The sequence below is a fragment of the Rhodococcus chondri genome, from assembly GCF_036327435.1.
GTDB classification, from domain to species: domain Bacteria; phylum Actinomycetota; class Actinomycetes; order Mycobacteriales; family Mycobacteriaceae; genus Rhodococcus; species Rhodococcus chondri.
In genome coordinates, this window is sequence record NZ_JAUZMZ010000113.1 from 1 (window position 1) to 16,178 (window position 16,178).

Annotated in this window: 12 protein-coding genes and 1 pseudogene; 4 read left to right on the forward strand and 9 right to left on the reverse strand. The window is 65.4% G+C overall.

Translation table 11 applies throughout. From position 1 onward, the window contains the following. Positions 1–1,198 (reverse strand): copper resistance D family protein (locus Q8814_RS18045; protein WP_330153384.1); only part of this gene is annotated, 1,198 nt, incomplete at its 3' end. A 211-nt stretch (positions 1,199–1,409) separates the two neighbouring features. Between Q8814_RS18045 and Q8814_RS18050 the strand changes: the two genes are divergently transcribed. Continuing rightward, on the forward strand, positions 1,410–2,333 hold the full coding sequence (locus Q8814_RS18050) for a cation diffusion facilitator family transporter (RefSeq protein WP_330153375.1): 924 nt from the start codon (positions 1,410–1,412) through the stop codon (positions 2,331–2,333). A 113-nt stretch (positions 2,334–2,446) separates the two neighbouring features. On the opposite strand, the gene Q8814_RS18055 is transcribed toward Q8814_RS18050, so the two are convergent. Beyond that, positions 2,447–3,013: an HNH endonuclease gene (locus tag Q8814_RS18055; protein WP_200360326.1), complete on the reverse strand. Its 567-nt coding sequence runs from the start codon at positions 3,011–3,013 to the stop codon at positions 2,447–2,449. 13 nt (positions 3,014–3,026) lie between these two features. Continuing rightward, positions 3,027–3,605: a hypothetical protein gene (locus Q8814_RS18060; protein WP_200360327.1), complete on the reverse strand. Its 579-nt coding sequence runs from the start codon at positions 3,603–3,605 to the stop codon at positions 3,027–3,029. Positions 3,606–3,853: 248 nt separating this feature from the next. Here Q8814_RS18060 and mobF point away from each other — a divergent pair, with 248 nt between their 5' ends. Together mobF and Q8814_RS18070 are read left to right on the forward strand one after the other, a co-directional pair. Further along, positions 3,854–8,140: a MobF family relaxase gene (mobF, locus tag Q8814_RS18065; RefSeq protein ID WP_330153376.1), complete on the forward strand. Its 4,287-nt coding sequence runs from the start codon at positions 3,854–3,856 to the stop codon at positions 8,138–8,140. 283 nt (positions 8,141–8,423) lie between these two features. After that, positions 8,424–9,347 (forward strand): hypothetical protein, encoded by a 924-nt coding sequence (locus tag Q8814_RS18070; RefSeq protein ID WP_330153377.1) that lies wholly within the window; start codon positions 8,424–8,426, stop codon positions 9,345–9,347. Between the two features lie 154 nt (positions 9,348–9,501). On the opposite strand, the gene Q8814_RS18075 is transcribed toward Q8814_RS18070, so the two are convergent. Then, positions 9,502–9,828 (reverse strand): LGFP repeat-containing protein, encoded by a 327-nt coding sequence (locus Q8814_RS18075; protein ID WP_330153378.1) that lies wholly within the window; start codon positions 9,826–9,828, stop codon positions 9,502–9,504. Between the two features lie 358 nt (positions 9,829–10,186). Here Q8814_RS18075 and Q8814_RS18080 point away from each other — a divergent pair, with 358 nt between their 5' ends. Next, positions 10,187–11,893 (forward strand): hypothetical protein, encoded by a 1,707-nt coding sequence (locus tag Q8814_RS18080; protein WP_330153379.1) that lies wholly within the window; start codon positions 10,187–10,189, stop codon positions 11,891–11,893. Positions 11,894–11,960: 67 nt separating this feature from the next. On the opposite strand, the gene Q8814_RS18085 is transcribed toward Q8814_RS18080, so the two are convergent. From Q8814_RS18085 to Q8814_RS18105, 5 genes and pseudogenes are all read right to left on the reverse strand, one after another. After that, complete coding sequence (locus Q8814_RS18085; protein ID WP_330153380.1) at positions 11,961–12,728, reverse strand: hypothetical protein; 768 nt, start codon at positions 12,726–12,728, stop codon at positions 11,961–11,963. A gap of 89 nt (positions 12,729–12,817) precedes the next feature. Next, positions 12,818–13,372 (reverse strand): DUF4913 domain-containing protein, encoded by a 555-nt coding sequence (locus Q8814_RS18090; protein WP_330153381.1) that lies wholly within the window; start codon positions 13,370–13,372, stop codon positions 12,818–12,820. Positions 13,373–13,374: 2 nt separating this feature from the next. Continuing rightward, positions 13,375–15,366 (reverse strand): type IV secretory system conjugative DNA transfer family protein, encoded by a 1,992-nt coding sequence (locus Q8814_RS18095; protein WP_330153382.1) that lies wholly within the window; start codon positions 15,364–15,366, stop codon positions 13,375–13,377. A 12-nt stretch (positions 15,367–15,378) separates the two neighbouring features. Then, complete coding sequence (locus tag Q8814_RS18100; protein ID WP_330153383.1) at positions 15,379–15,933, reverse strand: hypothetical protein; 555 nt, start codon at positions 15,931–15,933, stop codon at positions 15,379–15,381. An 11-nt stretch (positions 15,934–15,944) separates the two neighbouring features. After that, a pseudogene (locus tag Q8814_RS18105) lies at positions 15,945–16,178 on the reverse strand (peptidase M23); the annotation flags it as partial.

Below are 16,178 nucleotides of genomic sequence, written 5' to 3' on the forward strand. Positions count from 1 at the left end.
CGAGACAGCCGAGCAGCCAGGACGCGGTGCGCCGCAGCGGCCACGACCGCCGCGCCGCCCGCAGCCTCCGCACTCCCAGCAGATAGAGCGTCGCCAGTACCAGCGCCGCCGTTCCCAGCACCAGATCGAACCGCCACTCGGTCATCAACCTGCCCAACGTCGGGGCGCCGTCGAACCCGTACCCCAAGACTTCGTCGACCAGACTCGGCTCGCGACGCTCACCCAACGGCGGCGGAGTGCGGCCCAACGCCACTCCGAGTCCGATCGTGGCGGTCAGGACCGCCGATTCGATCACCGCCAGTCCTATGAACGCGCGCCGGTTCGACGGGTCGGCAGCCAGGGCAGTGACCGCCACCGTCCGTTGGCGCCATCCCAGCCACCCCACCACACCGAGCGCCGCCACCTTGGCCAGGACCAGAAACCCGTACGGGCCGGACAGAAATTCCCCGAGCGGGACCCGCACCAGGGCATTGATCGTTCCCGAGGCCGCCATCACCACGAATGCCACCGTCGCCAGCGCCGAGAACCGGCGCGTGGCCACATCCAGATGTCCGCCACCCCGCACGGCGTGCAACAGCAGCGCCGTCAATCCCCCGACCCACAGCCCGGCCGCCACCAGATGAAAAATCAGGCTGTTGGTGGCCAGATCATGCGATCCGCCCCCGGCGGAATGGCCCGTCAACGCGCGTGGCATCAGGGTTCCCACCGCCAGGACCAGCAGCAGCGGTGTCCACCGGTGCTGCAGAACGAGGCGACATCCCAGCCCCACCACGACGGCCAGACACGCGGTCCACAACCAGGCGGTGGAGGCCTCGATTTGCCCCACCGACTGCACGAACGGAACCGGATCGGCGAACACGGTGCTCAGGGGCTGGCCGGAGGTGTCCGAGAGCGACAGCGGAATCAGCGCCAGCGCCGACCCGGCCCACAGCGCTGCGGCCGCGCTCGCGGTGCGTACGGCCCGGTAGCCGTCGACATCGAGCACTCCGGAGGGTTGCGGCGGTACCAGCACCGCTGCCACCAGCAGCGACCCGATCATCACCACCGCCGCCACTTCCCCGATCGCGGTGGCGGCCGGGAGGCCGTACCGGGTGAGCACTCCCGGATCCGGCAACCCGAGCAACCGCAGAACCTCGCTGCTCGACACGGCCGCCAGGGCGGCCGCCACCAGGGCCGCGCCGACGGTCCAGCTGACCATCACGCCGACCACAGCTCTACTGGTGCCTGCCACGGAAAACCTCGCCTCGTCCGTTGTTCGCCCGTTCCCGCCGGCCGAACCTGCAGGCGCGCGCCTCGCCGCCGAAATACTATGAAGGATAGTTGACGGTGCCGGCCCCCTGTCTTGCCCCTATGCTATGCATACATGCGCATATGACTATATGATGTGTGTGTCTCGAGGAAGGAACACGATGAGCCACGGACACGGTCACGGCCTCTCGCCTGCCCAAGCCACCAGCGCCTCCGGTCGACACGTTCGACGGTTGTGGATCGCCGTGGCCTTGGGTCTGGTGACTTTCGTGATCCAGGTCGTCGTCGGTCTGTCCACCTCGTCGCTGGCCCTGCTCTCCGACTCCGCGCACGTGTTCACCGACGTGTTCGGCATCCTGATGGCCGTTACCGCCATCACCGTCGCCCAGCGTGCCCGCACCCGACCGGACCGCACCTTCGGCCTCTACCGCACCGAAGTGTTCGCCGCCCTGCTCAACGCCCTCCTGCTGTTCGGCGTCGCCCTCTGGATCCTCTACGAAGCCCTCCACCGACTGTCCGACCCCCCCGAAGTCCCCGGCCTGCCCGTCACCATCGTCGCCGTGGTCGGCCTCACCATGAATCTCATTTCCTTTCTCCTGCTGCGCGCCGGAGCCAAAGAGAGCATCAACGTCCGCGGGGCCTACCTCGAAGTCCTCGCCGACATGCTCGGCTCGGTCGGCGTGCTCATCAGCGGTGTGGTGACCCTCGTGTTCGGCTGGCGGTACGCCGACCCGCTCATCGGTGTCGCCATCGGACTTTTCGTCCTGCCCCGGGCCTACAACCTCGGCCGACACGCAATCGGCATCCTGCTCCAACAAGCACCGAAAAGTATCGACATCCCCGAGGTCAACGCCGCCCTCAATGCCCTTCCCGGCGTGCACGAAGCCCACGACCTGCACGTCTGGACTCTTACCTCGGGAATGGAAGTGGCTTCCGCGCATCTGGTCACCGAATCCGACACCGACCCCACAGCCGTGCTCGCGGCGGCGCAAACTCTGTTGGCGGAACGCTTCCGCCTCGAACACGCCACCCTGCAAGTCGAACCCCACGAGGGCGAGGGTCGCTGCCACGAACTCTCATGGTGACCTGCGCGGGCCCCCAGCAGTCCGCGATGAACCCGACGCAGACTGCAACTCCCACGCAACGACGACGACGGGACGGCGGCGGAAGCCGTCGCCGGTCCGCAGACCGGCCGCCTTCAAAACAGGGTGCCTTGCCAGTCACCGGGATTGGTCTTCGCATGGAGCAGTGCGTCTTCGTCGTACCCGCCTCGTAGCGCCTCACGGATCGCCAGTGAGCGGCTGTAGCGCGAGCGTCCCTGCCCGTCGAGCAGCACATGACCGGAGAGTCGTCCCTGGGCGATCGCGTAGCGCACGTTCTCGCTGTGCGTGGACTGCACGAGATGCTCGGCTCCTACGCGCACGCACAACGGCTCGTTGCACTTGTGCTCGCACACCACGTTCGGGTCGAGCGGCCCGTGCACCAGCTCCACCGAGAATCGGTGCGCGAGCATGGTGCGTTGCCGGTTCTCGCGTTGGAAGTTGAACCGCCCGTACCCGTCGGGGGCACTGATCGCCCCAACCCAGTACCAACACGTCGGGGACTGGACGACCTTCGCCCAGAACGCCGCGACGTTCGCCGTCGACGGCCGCAGGGAGTTGTCCACCACCCGCCCCCGCAGTGGCTCCGACGACTCCGGTGCGACGTACTCGACCTCGATATCAGCAAACACGAAATCGAGCGACGGCTCGCCGTCGCCGCTCACGACCGGCGCCGCGTCATGACGCTGCGGTCACCGGTTGCGTGTCGTCGGCAGCAGACGCCGGGACCGGCGTGGCCGTCGCCGTCGCGGGTGAGGCGGCGGTGCCGGGGGCGGCCAGGTCGTCCTTGGCCTGGGCGATGATCTTCTTTGCTTCCCGGGTGCTCACGCCCAACACCGGGGCGAGTTCGAGGGGGGAGGCGTTCTTGTTGAACTCGACGATGGCGAGCGCATAGTCGCGTAGCAGCGCCGACTCCTGCTGCTGTTCTTCCGGTGTCAGGTGGGTGCCGGCCGACTCCGCTTCCGCCTTCACCGTCTCGATCTTGGCGGCGTACTCCTCCTGGATCTTCTGGATACGTCGATCTCGTGCCTTCTCCAGCTGCTCGATCTTGCGCTGTGGCGTGGCCGCTCGGGAGTCGAGCACCGCGTCGAGCTTGGCGAGCTTCGCCGCAGCGTCGTGGATCGGGGCCGCCAACGATTCCAGTTCGGCCTGCCGCGCCAGCACGCGCTCACGTTCGCGCCGCAGGTTCTCCCGCACGTTCGGGGCGGTGTGGGGACGCAGGGAGCGGCGAGCTGCCGCATTCGACGAGGTGGCCATGGCCCGGGAGTCTATCGGCTCGCCGCGCTCGCGGGGCGGTGCGCAACGCCGGTCTGTCGCGACGTCGACGTATCACCACCTCGGTCACCTCGCCGACGAAAACTCACCGCCCAGCTGACAGAGCAGCAGCTCTGCTGCTCTGTCAGAACCGTCGAGGATCCGACAGACCTGGTCCGACCTCCGGTCAGCCCAGAAACTTTTACACACCTCATGCACTAAGGGTGCGACGTGGCATAATCTGCCGCGTGATGACCGTCCACAAGCTCAATGCGGGGGACGGATATGTCTATCTGACCAAGCACGTGGCGACCGGTGATGCCACCGAGTCTCGCAAGGCGGATGCGGTCGATTACTACGTCGCCAAGGGCACCCCGCCCGGTATCTGGTGTGGCAAATTGGCTAAGAATGTCGGCGTCGAGGTCGGCACCGAAGTGACCGAGGAAGCGATGCGGTCGGTCTTCGGTGCAGCTCGTACCCCGAACGCCTTCGCGACAAAGCCCGGCAAGGGAGCGGCACCGGAAGAGTGGCTCGACTGGTCCAGAAACACTGCTCTCGGACGGGCGTTTTCGTGGTTCCAGAAGAGCCAGGAGTACGTCAACGACGTCGAAGAACTGTGCACCGCGTACAAGGCGCAGCACGGCGAATACCCCGACACAGAAGCCAAGAAGGAGATCCAGTTCTCCACTGCCCGCAAGCACCTCGAGCGCACGAATGGCGAGCGCGCCGACCTGCTCAGTAACGACGAAATCTGGACGTTCGTCGCCGACCAGTACGGCAAGGCCCGCTCCCCCGTCGCCGGTTACGACTTGGTGTTCACTCCCGCCAAGTCCATCTCCCTGTTGTGGGGACTCGGGGACGAGACGGTCAAGGCGGCGGTCGAGGAGGCGCACGCCCAGGCGGTGACCGAGACACTGGAGTGGATCGAGAATCAGGTGATCTACACCCGCCGCGGGGCCGGCGGAGTGCGCAAGATCAAGGCCGACGGACTGCTAGTGGCTCGGTTCGATCACTACGACAACCGCGCCGCCGACCCGAACCTGCACACCCACTGCGCCGTGTTCAATCGCGTGTTCGCCGAGGACAAGTGGACGAGCATCGACGGCACGATCCTGTACAAGGCGAACGTTGCCGGGTCGGAGAAGTACAACACCCGGGTGGCCGATCTGGTGGCCCGCAGGCTCGGTGTCACCTTCGCCCCAAGGCCCGATACTCCGGTCGGCAAGCTCCCGGTTCACGAGGTCGAGGGCATCCCGCTGACGCTCATCGAAGAGTTCTCGCGCCGCTCACAGATCGAAGCCCGCCAGGAGGAACTGGCGCGGGAGTACAAGGCCAAGTACGGCAAGAACCCGCCGAAGAAGGTGCAGTACGCCCACGCGCAACAGGCCACCCTGGACACCCGCAACGCCAAGAATCCGCCGCGGTCGCTGTCCGAGCTGCGGGCCGAATGGCGCCAGCGGGCCGAGGCGATCCTCGCCGGTGGTGACCCCGATGAGCTGGTGTCCGCGGTGCAAGGCGAACGTGATCGCCGACCGGAGTTCACCCCGGAGCAGGTACCCACGGTGGTGGAGAAGGCGATCGATACGCTCTCGCGGAAGGCGGGAACCTGGACGGTGTTCTCCCTGTCCGCGGAGGTCGATCGGCAGCTGCGCGAGTTCAGTTTCGCTCACGACGACGAGCTGCGGGCGATGTACGACAACGCCCTCGAACTCGCGTTGCGGGACTACTGCCTGCCGACCTTCACCGAGCAATATCGCGGACCGGAGCGCCTCACCGAACGCATCGAACGGGGCCTGGTGCGCAGTCAACTCGTGGACCGCGCGCAGATGCGCTACACCGCTCAGGCGGTCCTCGACGCCGAGGACTTCATGCGCCGGCAGGCCGAGACCAGTGATGAGCGCACCGTCTCCGACTTCGTGATCCGACGCCAGATCCGCCGCGCCGAGCGCAAGGCCGGCCACAGTCTCGGCGGCGACCAGATCGCCATGATCGAGCACTTCCTCACCGCGAAGACACGCGTCGCGGTTGCGGTCGGGGCGGCCGGTGCCGGCAAGACCACCGCCGCTACGGTGATCGCCCGCGCCTGGGAGAGCGCGCACGGAAAGGTCGTCGCGTTGGGGCCGTCTGCCCGTGCCGCCGAGGTGCTCGGAGACGAGATTTCGGTGCAGGGCCGCACCATCGCCGACGTGCTCACCCGCAATCGGGCCGGTATCGCGACCGGCATCGAGAAGGGCAGCTTGCTGCTCGTGGACGAGGCGGGCATGGCCTCGGCCCGTGATCTGGCGGACCTGACACGCATCGCGGTCGAGGCCGGTGCGGTGGTGCGCCTGGTGGGTGATCCGCAGCAGCTCGCCTCCGTCGAAGCCGGTGGCGTGTTGCGTGATCTCGCCGATCTGACCGGCGCTCCGTTCCTCGAGAAGGTGCACCGGTTCGCCACCAACGGCGAAGCCGACGCGAGCCTGCTGCTGCGCAGCGGCAACACCGAGGCCCTCGACTGGTACGAGCGCCACGACCGCATCCGCGAAGCCATGGCGCACGAGCTGACCGACATGGTGTTCGACGCCTACGTCGCCGACGTCGAAGCCGGCCACGTGACGTTGATGGTCGCCCCGACCAACGACCTGGTGCGCCGGCTCAACGAGAAGGCCGCCGCCTACTACCGCGCAGGCGGCACCGTCACCGGCCCCGGCGTCATCCTCGCCGACGGTCTCGAAGCCGCCGTCGGGGACGTGGTGGTCACCCGCAAGAACAACTCCAAGTACGTCGTCAAAGACGCCGACGGCACGAAGTCGGGCCGGGTGAAGAACGGTGACCTGTGGACCGTGGCCGAGATCGGCACCGACGGCTCGCTGCGACTGCGCAACCACATCAGCTCAGGTGAGGTCACCGTCGCCGCCGACTACATCACCGAGAACGTGCAACTCGGGTACGCGACGACCGTGCACCGCTCCCAGGGCATGACCGTCGGCCACTGCCACGTGCTCGCTGCAGCGAACATGGATCGGCAGTCGCTGTACGTCGCAATGACTCGCGGCAAACTCGCCAACATCGTCTACGCCGCCCACGACGAGCTACCCGACTGGGACTTCGAACACGCCCAGGACACCCACCCCGGCGCGATCGGCCTGCTGGCGAAGATCCTCGGCCGGGACGGCTCGCAGCGCACCGCCCACCAGATGATCGAACAGGCCCAGCGCAAGGCCGCCTCGTGGTCGCAGATCACCGAGGTCTACGAACTGGCCGTGTCCACGTTGTACGAGGACTACACCGAACAGCTCCTCGGCCGCATTCTCACCGAGCGACAGTTCGGCTGGGTGCACGACCTCGGCGGCTGGGAGGCCATCGTCAAGTCTGTCGCCCAGGCCGAAACCTTCGGCTGGGACACCCCGGGCATGCTGCGCGAAGCCGTCGAGGTGATGCGCGAGCACGGCCGCGCCGGACGCCTCGACGACGGCACGAATGCTCCCGGCCGTGTCCTGGCCGCAGCGTTGAAGGACCGCATCTCCCCCACCGACGGACCAGGGTTACGGCGCACCCGTAGGGACGACCTAGCGCGGTACAAGGTGCCGGCCCTGACGGACGCGGCGGCGCAGATGGACCCGATCCTCACCGCCTACGCCCGCGGCCACCAGCAGCAGATGCACGCCTTCATCGACTCCTACCTCACGGCCGCGATCGAGCAGAACGCGCCGTGGCTCGCCGCCGTCGGCAGCCCCGGCGAGAACCTGCGACGGATCAAGCTGTGGAACACCACCGTGCGCGACATCGCAGTCTCCCGCGTCGTCACCGGTGCACCCGACGACCAACACGACCCCCTGGCCTACCTCCACGGTGCCCGCCGCGAGAAGGCCGAAGCAGCGATTGCCCGGCTGACCACCCCGACGTCGCAGCGCAAAGGTTTAACGACGTCGGCCTCGCCGTATGCCCGCTACAGCGACACCGAATTACGCGCTGCCCGCCAGGCGAGCCTGCAACGGCTCACCGAAGACCGGATGCTGCTGGCTTTGGCGCAGGAGGAGCTCGCCCGTGTCAGCGGTACCGACTCCGCGGTCACAGCCGTCGACGAACGCGTCGCCCAGGTCGACCGCCAGGACCGGCAGATCCAGGCGGTGCGAGAATCCCGCGCTGCCCTCGACCGGCTGCGCACCGCTCCGGCCGCAACCGCAGAGCAGATCGCGGCAGCCAGCTCGGCGGTGTCGGCGGCCGAACACGCCGCACCCCCGGAGCGGGACTGGCCGATCATCGAACGCTCCGCGCAGTTCAACCGGGCCTCGGCCTCGCGCTACGACCGCGCCCGCGTCCTCGACGAGCAGGTGATCGGCCGGGTGCGCGACCGCATCACTCGACTGGGTGAGGGAGTGCGCACCGAAGAGAGCATCCTCGGCCAGATCGACGCCGAGATCGCCCGACGCGACCGCGAGGAAACACAGCCCGACGCCCGCCGGACCCGTCCCGAGCAGGCACCGCCACCGTCGACGAATCCGCACCCCGAGCTGGACCCGACACAGCGAGATTCCGGCCCCGAGGCACAGATGTGACACCTACAGACGAGCACCGCGAGATGAAGACAAGCGAGGACACCCGCCGATGGCTGACACCGACCGCACCCGCCGGACCCGCCCCCAGACGACCACGGAGGATCCGGGCGCGTACATCGATGCCCGCGCCGGTCGTCGCGGGACACCGCCCCAGCCCACCACGGCACAAGTACCACGGTCCGCACCGGTGCAGGCACGACAGGATGTCGTGGACGTAACGGCGTTCATCCGCAAGGTCGAAACAGAACGCAGCCAAGGCCGGCCCGCTCCACGGCCCCAGCCGATGCAGACCATCCTCGGCGCCTTCCATGGCTCCCCGGCCACCCAGACCACCGTGCAGATCCTCGCCGCCGCCGCGACAGCACGACACTTCGGCGGCGAGAAATCCGCCGCCGCCCGTAAATGGGAGAAGCTCGCGCAGGACAACGCGGCCCGACTCCACGCGCTGCGTGCCCAGCAGTACCGGCAGGAACAATCCCGGTACGTACAGGCCCAGCTGCCTCCCGAGGAGATCGACCGGCGCATCAGCGAACGGATCGCCGCCGACCACGTGACCGACCAGCGTGCCTTCGACGCTGCCGGTGCCCTGGCACTGAGCTACGTCGCGGTCAAAAGCCTGCCGCCGTTCGACAAGCTCGCCCATCTGTCTCGCGAAAACCTCGCCGCCGACGAGCCAACCGCTTTCTCTCATGACGTGGCGTCCAGCCCCGAGGAACAGACCCTTGTAGCCCAGACAGAGGACGTCACCGAAGAAACCGCGGCGGATCCCGGAATCGATCTCGACACGTCTCCCGACGCCGACAGCGGCATCGACGCGTCCGAGCGAGACGTTCATCCAAATGCCGCAGCCGAGGACGAACAGGATGCCGACGTCTCCGACCAATCCGAACACGTGACCCAGCCCGCACAGAAGACAGGTCTTGACCTGAGCAAGATCAGGACCGTACTGGAGACAGCCAGCCGAGGCATCTCCTCCGCGATCGGCCCGGTCAACGGCGACGACGAGGTGGCCGCGCCGCTCTCGTCTGTCGATATGAACCAGCTCAGCCACGAGTTGCTGTCAGCACTCGGGGCTGCAATGAGCGGACATCCTCAATCGGTGACGGAAATGCTCAACATTGAACACCCCCATAATGACGAACACCCGGCCGCGTTCGTCCCCCACATGGGGGTCGAACGCGGCCGGGAAACAACACTCGGTTACTAGCCGAGATAGGCGTGGTCCGCCGGGAATAGGCGAAGGATCGGAGCTTCCCTTGCCAGCGGGCTGTCCCGATTCCGGCACACAGGATGCACGACTCGGGAGCGGTACTCGCCGCGCTTACAGAGGTGCTCGAGGTCCAGCGAGTCTCACAAAGTGGTTATTCGACGTAAGCACCCGTGGTTGATGTCCACACGATGGCGCCGCCGGTGAAGGTTTGGCGGAGTCCGTCGGTCCCGTACGGTTGCGCCGCCGACGACGGGAATCCGAGCGGGCTCGCCGCCCCGCCGAGGCTGTTGTACAGGTCCTTGATCTCATCGCACACCTGGAACGGCGACGGCCAGTAGATCTGGCAGTCCGCCGCCACCTCGGCCGGCGCAGCGGTGGCTGTACCGCCGCCGGTCAAGGCGAGTATTGCCAGCCCGGCCGCGGCCGCTCCGGTCGCCATCCGCCGTCGCGTCTTCGTCACCCTGTCGCGCACGTGCATATACCCGCTCCTTCACCTGTTTTCGGGGTCGCTGCTCCCTAGGGGACCATCGCTCGAGGCGGCGATGATCTTGTCTGTCTAGCGCCGAATGCCGGGTTTCGTGTCTGTTTAAAAAACAAACAGGCCGATCGGTATTTGTTACGTAAGTGTTATCTGGTGCATTTGTGATTGTTGAGAAACCGTTTAAGTTGCAAGGAGCGATGGCGCCACCGCTGTACCTATCCACCCGAGAAGAAGTAGGTCACAGATGGATTCGCACCCCCAGCGGGGCTCCGTCATGTCCCGGCACAGATGGATGAGCCGGTGCCTGATCGCGAGCACCACGGTGCTGATGGTTGCCGTCGGAGGGTCGGCAGCCATGGCGCAGCCGATCGAGACGACACCGGCCGTCCCCACCACGACACAGTCCACACCGGCAACAACATCCCCGGACCTGGTGCCGCTCGACACCCCGGCCGACACCACCACCGCGGTCGATCCGTGCGCGGTACCGACCACCACACCCCCGGCCACCACCACGACGACTCCGCCGCCCACCACCACGACCACCACGCCGGTGGCCCCGACAGACTGCGTGAGCACCTCGGCGGTGCCCGAACCGGTGACGCCGACCCCGGCATCGGAGACGGTTCCGGAACCGGCCGCACCGCCGGTGACAGCCGCGCCAGAGCTAGAGCCCGCCGCACCGGCCGAGGAGACGCTCGCACCGCTGCCGGCAGAACTGCGGCCCGCTGCCCCGGCTGCCGATCAACCGATCACCCCGGATAATCCGGAACTGTCGTCCAAGACCGCCGAGCCGGACCTGGACTGGGCGCCGACGGAGAACCCGAACGCCACGCTCGTGCCCGGGCAGATGCGCTCCGATCGGGAGGAGATCCCGGCACCGTTCACCAAGGAGGACGCCGACAAGGCCGAGATGATGGAGGCGCAGGAGCGCTCCGCTCTCTCGCGCATGTCGATCGCGGCGGTGACCTGCCAAACCTACTGGCCGTCCCCATTCCAGGTGTGCGGCGCGATCCGGGACAAGTACAACGCCCTCGGTGGTCCGGCAAGCTTCCTGACGTATCCGTCCAGCGGTAATATCACCAACCCCGACGGGGTCGGTCAGCGGGTGACGTTCCTCAACGGCCCGATCTACTGGCATCCTGACACCGGAGCGCACCCGGTGGTCAACAGCTTCCTCAACCGCTGGGGCATCCTTCAGTACGAGGCGGCTGCCGGCATGCTTGGGTATCCCACCACAGACGAGATCGTGCACAGTGATGGGGTCGGGCGTCGTCAGGAGTTCCAGCGTGGCGCGATCTACGTGGCGTTCCAGAATGCGATCGGCTCTGCGATCCGTAATGGCCTGATCCGTGACAAGTGGAACGCCGTCGGCGCGCACGAGCCGGGGAGTCTGCTCGGCTATCCCATCCAAGACCCCATGGATCTGCCGGATGGGCAGGGCCGGATGAGCCGCTTCGAACGCGGTGTCATCTACTGGCACCCCACCACGGGAGCACACCCTGTCAGCGGCGCAATATTGTTCTATTGGGAACAGGAAGGATTCGAGTCTGGAGTATACGGATACCCTACAACCGACGAAACATCGGGACCGCTCTCAGTCAGTCAATCATTCCAAAATGGGAATATCTCAATCAGCCTTACAAGTCCTGTAGCGCAGACGTTCTACGACTGCACTCTAGGCGATGAACTTCCGCATGTGTCTTCTCATGAACCAGATACTGTGAATATAGTAACAACAGGAAGTTGCACCGATCCGAAACGTAAGATCGAAGCGAAAGTGGAGTTGTGGCATAAGCCTGATTGTGGATTCGGTGGGTGCGTGCTGAGAAAGGCAACCGAAACAGGTTCCGTAGGTGACGGTTCAAATCCAATGGTTCAGGAAGAGTTAGAATTTCCGACCAACATGGAGTGTCGACCTGGGACCTACTACGCCAAAACGGACTGGAAAATCACAAACGATAATGGAGGGGTGCTGGAAACCACAATACGGACCAGGGATGTCAAGCTAGGTTACGGAACCGGAGGGCTAGACAAGCTCTGCGGTGGAGGCTATTCCTAGTCGTCTAGGATTGTGTGGAGGCGACTAGGGTAGTCGCCTCCACACAATCCCTAGTGGAGTTCACTCTCTAGGAAGGTTCAATTCGAGCATCACATGGGACGCGCATCCATGCAGTGCTAACGGCTGACCACTCTCCTACCCCGGGATAGGGACCGGATTGGCTATGGGTTACACCCGTTCCATCTACTGTGTGAAATGGAAATTGAGACAGATGTGGGTGGGCTAGCAGCAACCCTGCTGGGGACAGGAACACCGCGTCATATTGGTACGAAATAGCTGTCCAGTCGGGATAATTTTTCCCAGAGTTCTTCTCGGGCGCCAAGTTGATCAGGTTGATCCAATCTTTTAACCCATCAATCTGAGCGAGGCGGACTAGTTTTGTGTTGAAGATAATTGTTGATCGAATTTTATTTGATGACCTTCCCCTCCATGTGTCCGATTTTGGTCCAGTAATTGGCGCAGTCCAGAAGGCGCCGCCAGGGAGCGTGCTCACAGGAACCCTGTTGAATATTGAAACATTTCGGAATCGTGTCAAATCTCCGTAGTGAACCTGAGGTGAATCGAAGGGGATGGACTTAAAGACAAGATGCTCAAGAGCTAGAGCTAGGTTTCGATCCAAATCAACCTTGAAATCCTCCCTCGTAACAGCTTCCGGAACGTCTGAGTAAAGATATTCGCTCACGGCTCGCGCAACGCGATTAGATATAAACGCCGCCGCACGCTCTTCGATTTGAGTTCGCAAGTACTCTTCGGACCGTTGATATTCTTTCTGAAGAGACGAAAGAAAAATTCGTCCGGGGACAGTGTCATTTAGTGTGTCTTCAAAGCTGCTCATGACGGGACCCCTCCTGTGATGCAGTGAAGGTTCTATTAATAGCAGACAGGGCGGGCTGGGATCAGCCATCGCTAGGTCTTTCTAAATTCTTACCGCGCAGGGGTAAAAGCAGCTAGGAGCGTGTCAAGGACAGCTGTAGGGATGGGATCCGACGCCATAGCCGGCCAGCCCATAAAGGTGCGGTCAGCTTTGGCGTTGGCCATTGGTCCGGTGTCGCCGTCGAGGATGACCCGCAGGTGGGGTTCGAGGTGCTGGATCCACCACGCGGACATAGCTGACATGGAGTCGGAGGCGCGTGCTTCTTCCCACGCCTGGTGCAGTGCGGTCAGTCGAGCGACGACCTCGGGGTAGGCCCACCATCTCGGGTCCCAGGACAGGCCGCCGTCGTTGTCGCTGATCCGGCGGCGGATCACGGGGATGAAAAAGCCTTCGACGAACTCGATGACGTTCTTGAACTTCGGCTGTTTTTTCTCGGGTTCGTCTTCGTTCTGACCGTCGTATTTGGCCGGCTGTTCTTCTGCGAACTCGTCGTCGTCGTATTCGTCGGCGGGGTCGTAGTCATCTGTGGCGTCGAAGTCGTCGCCGTCGGGTGCTTCGTTGGTGGTGTCCCATTCGTCGGGGGCTGCGGTGTTGATTTCGACCATGGTCAGTCCTTCGTCAGAAATTCGGAGTGGAAGAGCCGGTCGGCGCGTGAGGTGTCCGGCGCCGGTTCGATGGGGATCGGTGGCGTATCGGCCCGATCCTCGGTGTGCATCTCCGCGGTGGCCGCAGCGCCGGAGCGATCGGATTCGCCGACGGGCAGTGCCTTCTGCTGGACAGGTGCGAGCTGCTTGCTCTCGCGCTGGGATTGCCGAATCGCTTCGGCGAACGGCGAGTTCCCCCAGAACGCCTTGCGGACCAGGATCGGGGTGGAGCCGCCGATCGTCACCAGGGCACGGGTTTTCGGCAGTGCCCGCAGGTCCCGCTTTTCGAAGATGGTTTCCTTCTGCCAGCTGCTCGACACGCTCGCCTGACCGTTGGACAAGAAGCCGGCGGGGCGACTGCGGGATTCGGTATCGACGTAGTGGGTACCGACGGAATTGACCAGACCGGACAGGAACGCATCGTCTTCGACGTTGCCGCCGTACCAGATCACGCTGCACGCATCGACCATGGACTTGAATGCTTCGCGGCCCCAGACCTTTTCTCCCTGGGAGGGGGACTGGAAGAAGGTGATGAGGATGATGCCGCGGCCACCGAAGTGCGAGTACCAGCGGGGCAGGTCTTCGATCTTGCAGATGTTGGCGGCCTCGTCGAGCACCGCGGTCAGCGGGATCGGCATCCGTTCCGATTCCTGCTGCTCGGAGTATTCCTCGGCGCAGCTCAGGATCTGTCCGACCAGGGCACTCGAGATCGCCGAGGACGAGCCGGGGCCGTCCTTGGACAGCGCATACATCGTGTCGGTGCGCGTGACGAACTCGTCGGCGATGAACTCCGGTAGGTCGTGAACGTGCTCCCCCTCTGTGACGGTGACCCTGCCGGACTGATCGGTGCCGATGACCACCCGCCGGTTCGGCAGGACCGCTTCGGCGTAGCGAGGCTCGTCCAACGGGGACAAAAAGCGCCGGGCCATGTCGTAGAAGCCGTCACGCTGCTTGGCGTTGACGGCCTGCTTGCCGCGCATCGTGCGCGCCAGCTCCGGATAGCCGTACTGCTCGAGCACCGCCGGGGGAATCTGCGACTGGGTGTGGGTCAGCCACTCGACCACATGCCGGATGTCCCCGCCGGCCAGGGACGCGGCGAGCAGGTAGGAGGCGAACAGGTCCCGGGCGTTGCCGTCGAAGTAGGCATCGACACGGGCACCGGCGTCGGTGGCGGCGGAGATGAAGTAGCCGCACACCGCAGCAGCGGAGGGCAGGTCGGTCACGGTGCGCAGCGGGTTGAACCAGAAGCTCGCGCGTTCGTGCCGGTTGCCGGTGCTCACCCCTTGCAGGTCGAACACCCACACCCGCCCGCTCTGGCGGCGGAGACCGACGGTGTGCGAATACACATCGCCGCGGTTGGACGCCACCAGCGCCGCACCTGGTGCGTGACAGATCGCGGGGATCGCGAAGCTCGCCGACTTGCCCATCCGGGCACCGGCGAAGGCGATCGCCACGAACTCCCAGGTCATGCGCAGGGTGCGACCCCCGACCACGGTGTCACCGAGCGGGATGCCGAGATAGCCGGGATGGCTCTGCGAGATGGCCGGGGCGAGCCGGGCGGCGCTGGCGGCGAGGTACTTCGGGTCGGCCTCATCGACTTCTCGCGGATCGACCATCGTGCGGGCGAGGCGGTCGATGCGCTTTTCGAACTGCTTGCCCTCGAGGGTCTCGAGCACCCCGAACCGGCGTAGCGCCCACCACCCGGCCCCGGTCAGGGCTGCGACCAGGACGAGCTCGACGCCGAGGATGATGGTTGCCCCGGCCGGCCAGCTCGTCGACCCGAAGGCCAGGGCGAACAGCAGGCCGATGGGGTTCCAGGTGGGGTCTTGGCCCCCGCCGGTGTTGTAGGCGATTGTCGGCAGGTACGCCGCGACCACGAGGGCGGGAAGTGCCTTGAGGAACATCTCGTCGGCGCCCGAGGAGGTGCGGGGCCGGTCGCGTCGCGTCTGTGCCATGTTCTTCCGCCTCTACTGCTGGAATCGGTAGTCGGTGAGTCGCCACCCGTCGTCGGTGCGGGTGACGGTGGTGCGCCACAGCTGTGGGGTCAGGCGGGTGCTGCGCCCGCTGGCGTGCAGCACCGTCTGGGTGCAGGTGACGTCGATGACGAGAGTGCGCATCCCCTCCGGTGCGGCCGGGGTCGAGTCGGCCCGCACACAGGTCGCGCTCAGTGCATCCTTCGAGGCCGCCCACTGCTGCCAGTCGGTGTCCGGGCGCACCTCGGTGCGGGTGCCGGATTCGGCCACGGCGAGCAAACCGCCGCCGAGATACGCCGTGGCCCGGATCAGCGCATCGGCCTTGCTCTCATCGATCGCGGGCTGCCAGGACAGGATCATCCCCATGGCCGTGATCGCGGTGTCGTCGGCGTCGATCTGCTGCGGCGAGAGTGGCTCGATCACCTGATGGTCGTCGCTGCCGGTGTGTGTGTGCTGCTGGCCGTCGGCGGTGTCGCTGCCGCAGCCCGCCAACGCGACGGCGGCCGCGGTGCACACCGCCGCCACGAGGGTGACTCGCGCAATCCTCACGGATGGTCCTCTCACTGGTTGATCGCCCGATACTTGGCTTCATCGGCGATGATCTTGTCGGCGTAGGGGCGGGTCTGGACCACGTAATCGGTCGCGCCGGTCGGGAATCCCCCGGAGGCCAGGACGGCGCCTTCGCCGGCGTTGTAGCCGGCCAGATACAGCTCGGTGCGCCCGTTCGGGGCGGACACCGTGCCGTCTGCGATCGCGCCGTCGATCGTCGAGGCGATGGTGCACATGTAGTGCCC

Excerpts from the sequence above, each read along its gene's own strand:
- Q8814_RS18085 (WP_330153380.1), bottom strand. The coding sequence starts at position 12,728 with ATGAGCAGCTTTGAAGACACACTAAATGACACTGTCCCCGGACGAATT.
- Q8814_RS18075 (WP_330153378.1), bottom strand. The coding sequence starts at position 9,828 with ATGCACGTGCGCGACAGGGTGACGAAGACGCGACGGCGGATGGCGACC.
- Q8814_RS18090 (WP_330153381.1), bottom strand. The coding sequence starts at position 13,372 with ATGGTCGAAATCAACACCGCAGCCCCCGACGAATGGGACACCACCAAC.
- Q8814_RS18060 (WP_200360327.1), bottom strand. The coding sequence starts at position 3,605 with ATGGCCACCTCGTCGAATGCGGCAGCTCGCCGCTCCCTGCGTCCCCAC.
- Q8814_RS18095 (WP_330153382.1), bottom strand. The coding sequence starts at position 15,366 with ATGGCACAGACGCGACGCGACCGGCCCCGCACCTCCTCGGGCGCCGAC.
- Q8814_RS18070 (WP_330153377.1), top strand. The coding sequence starts at position 8,424 with ATGCAGACCATCCTCGGCGCCTTCCATGGCTCCCCGGCCACCCAGACC.
- mobF (WP_330153376.1), top strand. The coding sequence starts at position 3,854 with ATGACCGTCCACAAGCTCAATGCGGGGGACGGATATGTCTATCTGACC.
- Q8814_RS18050 (WP_330153375.1), top strand. The coding sequence starts at position 1,410 with ATGAGCCACGGACACGGTCACGGCCTCTCGCCTGCCCAAGCCACCAGC.
- Q8814_RS18080 (WP_330153379.1), top strand. The coding sequence starts at position 10,187 with ATGGCGCAGCCGATCGAGACGACACCGGCCGTCCCCACCACGACACAG.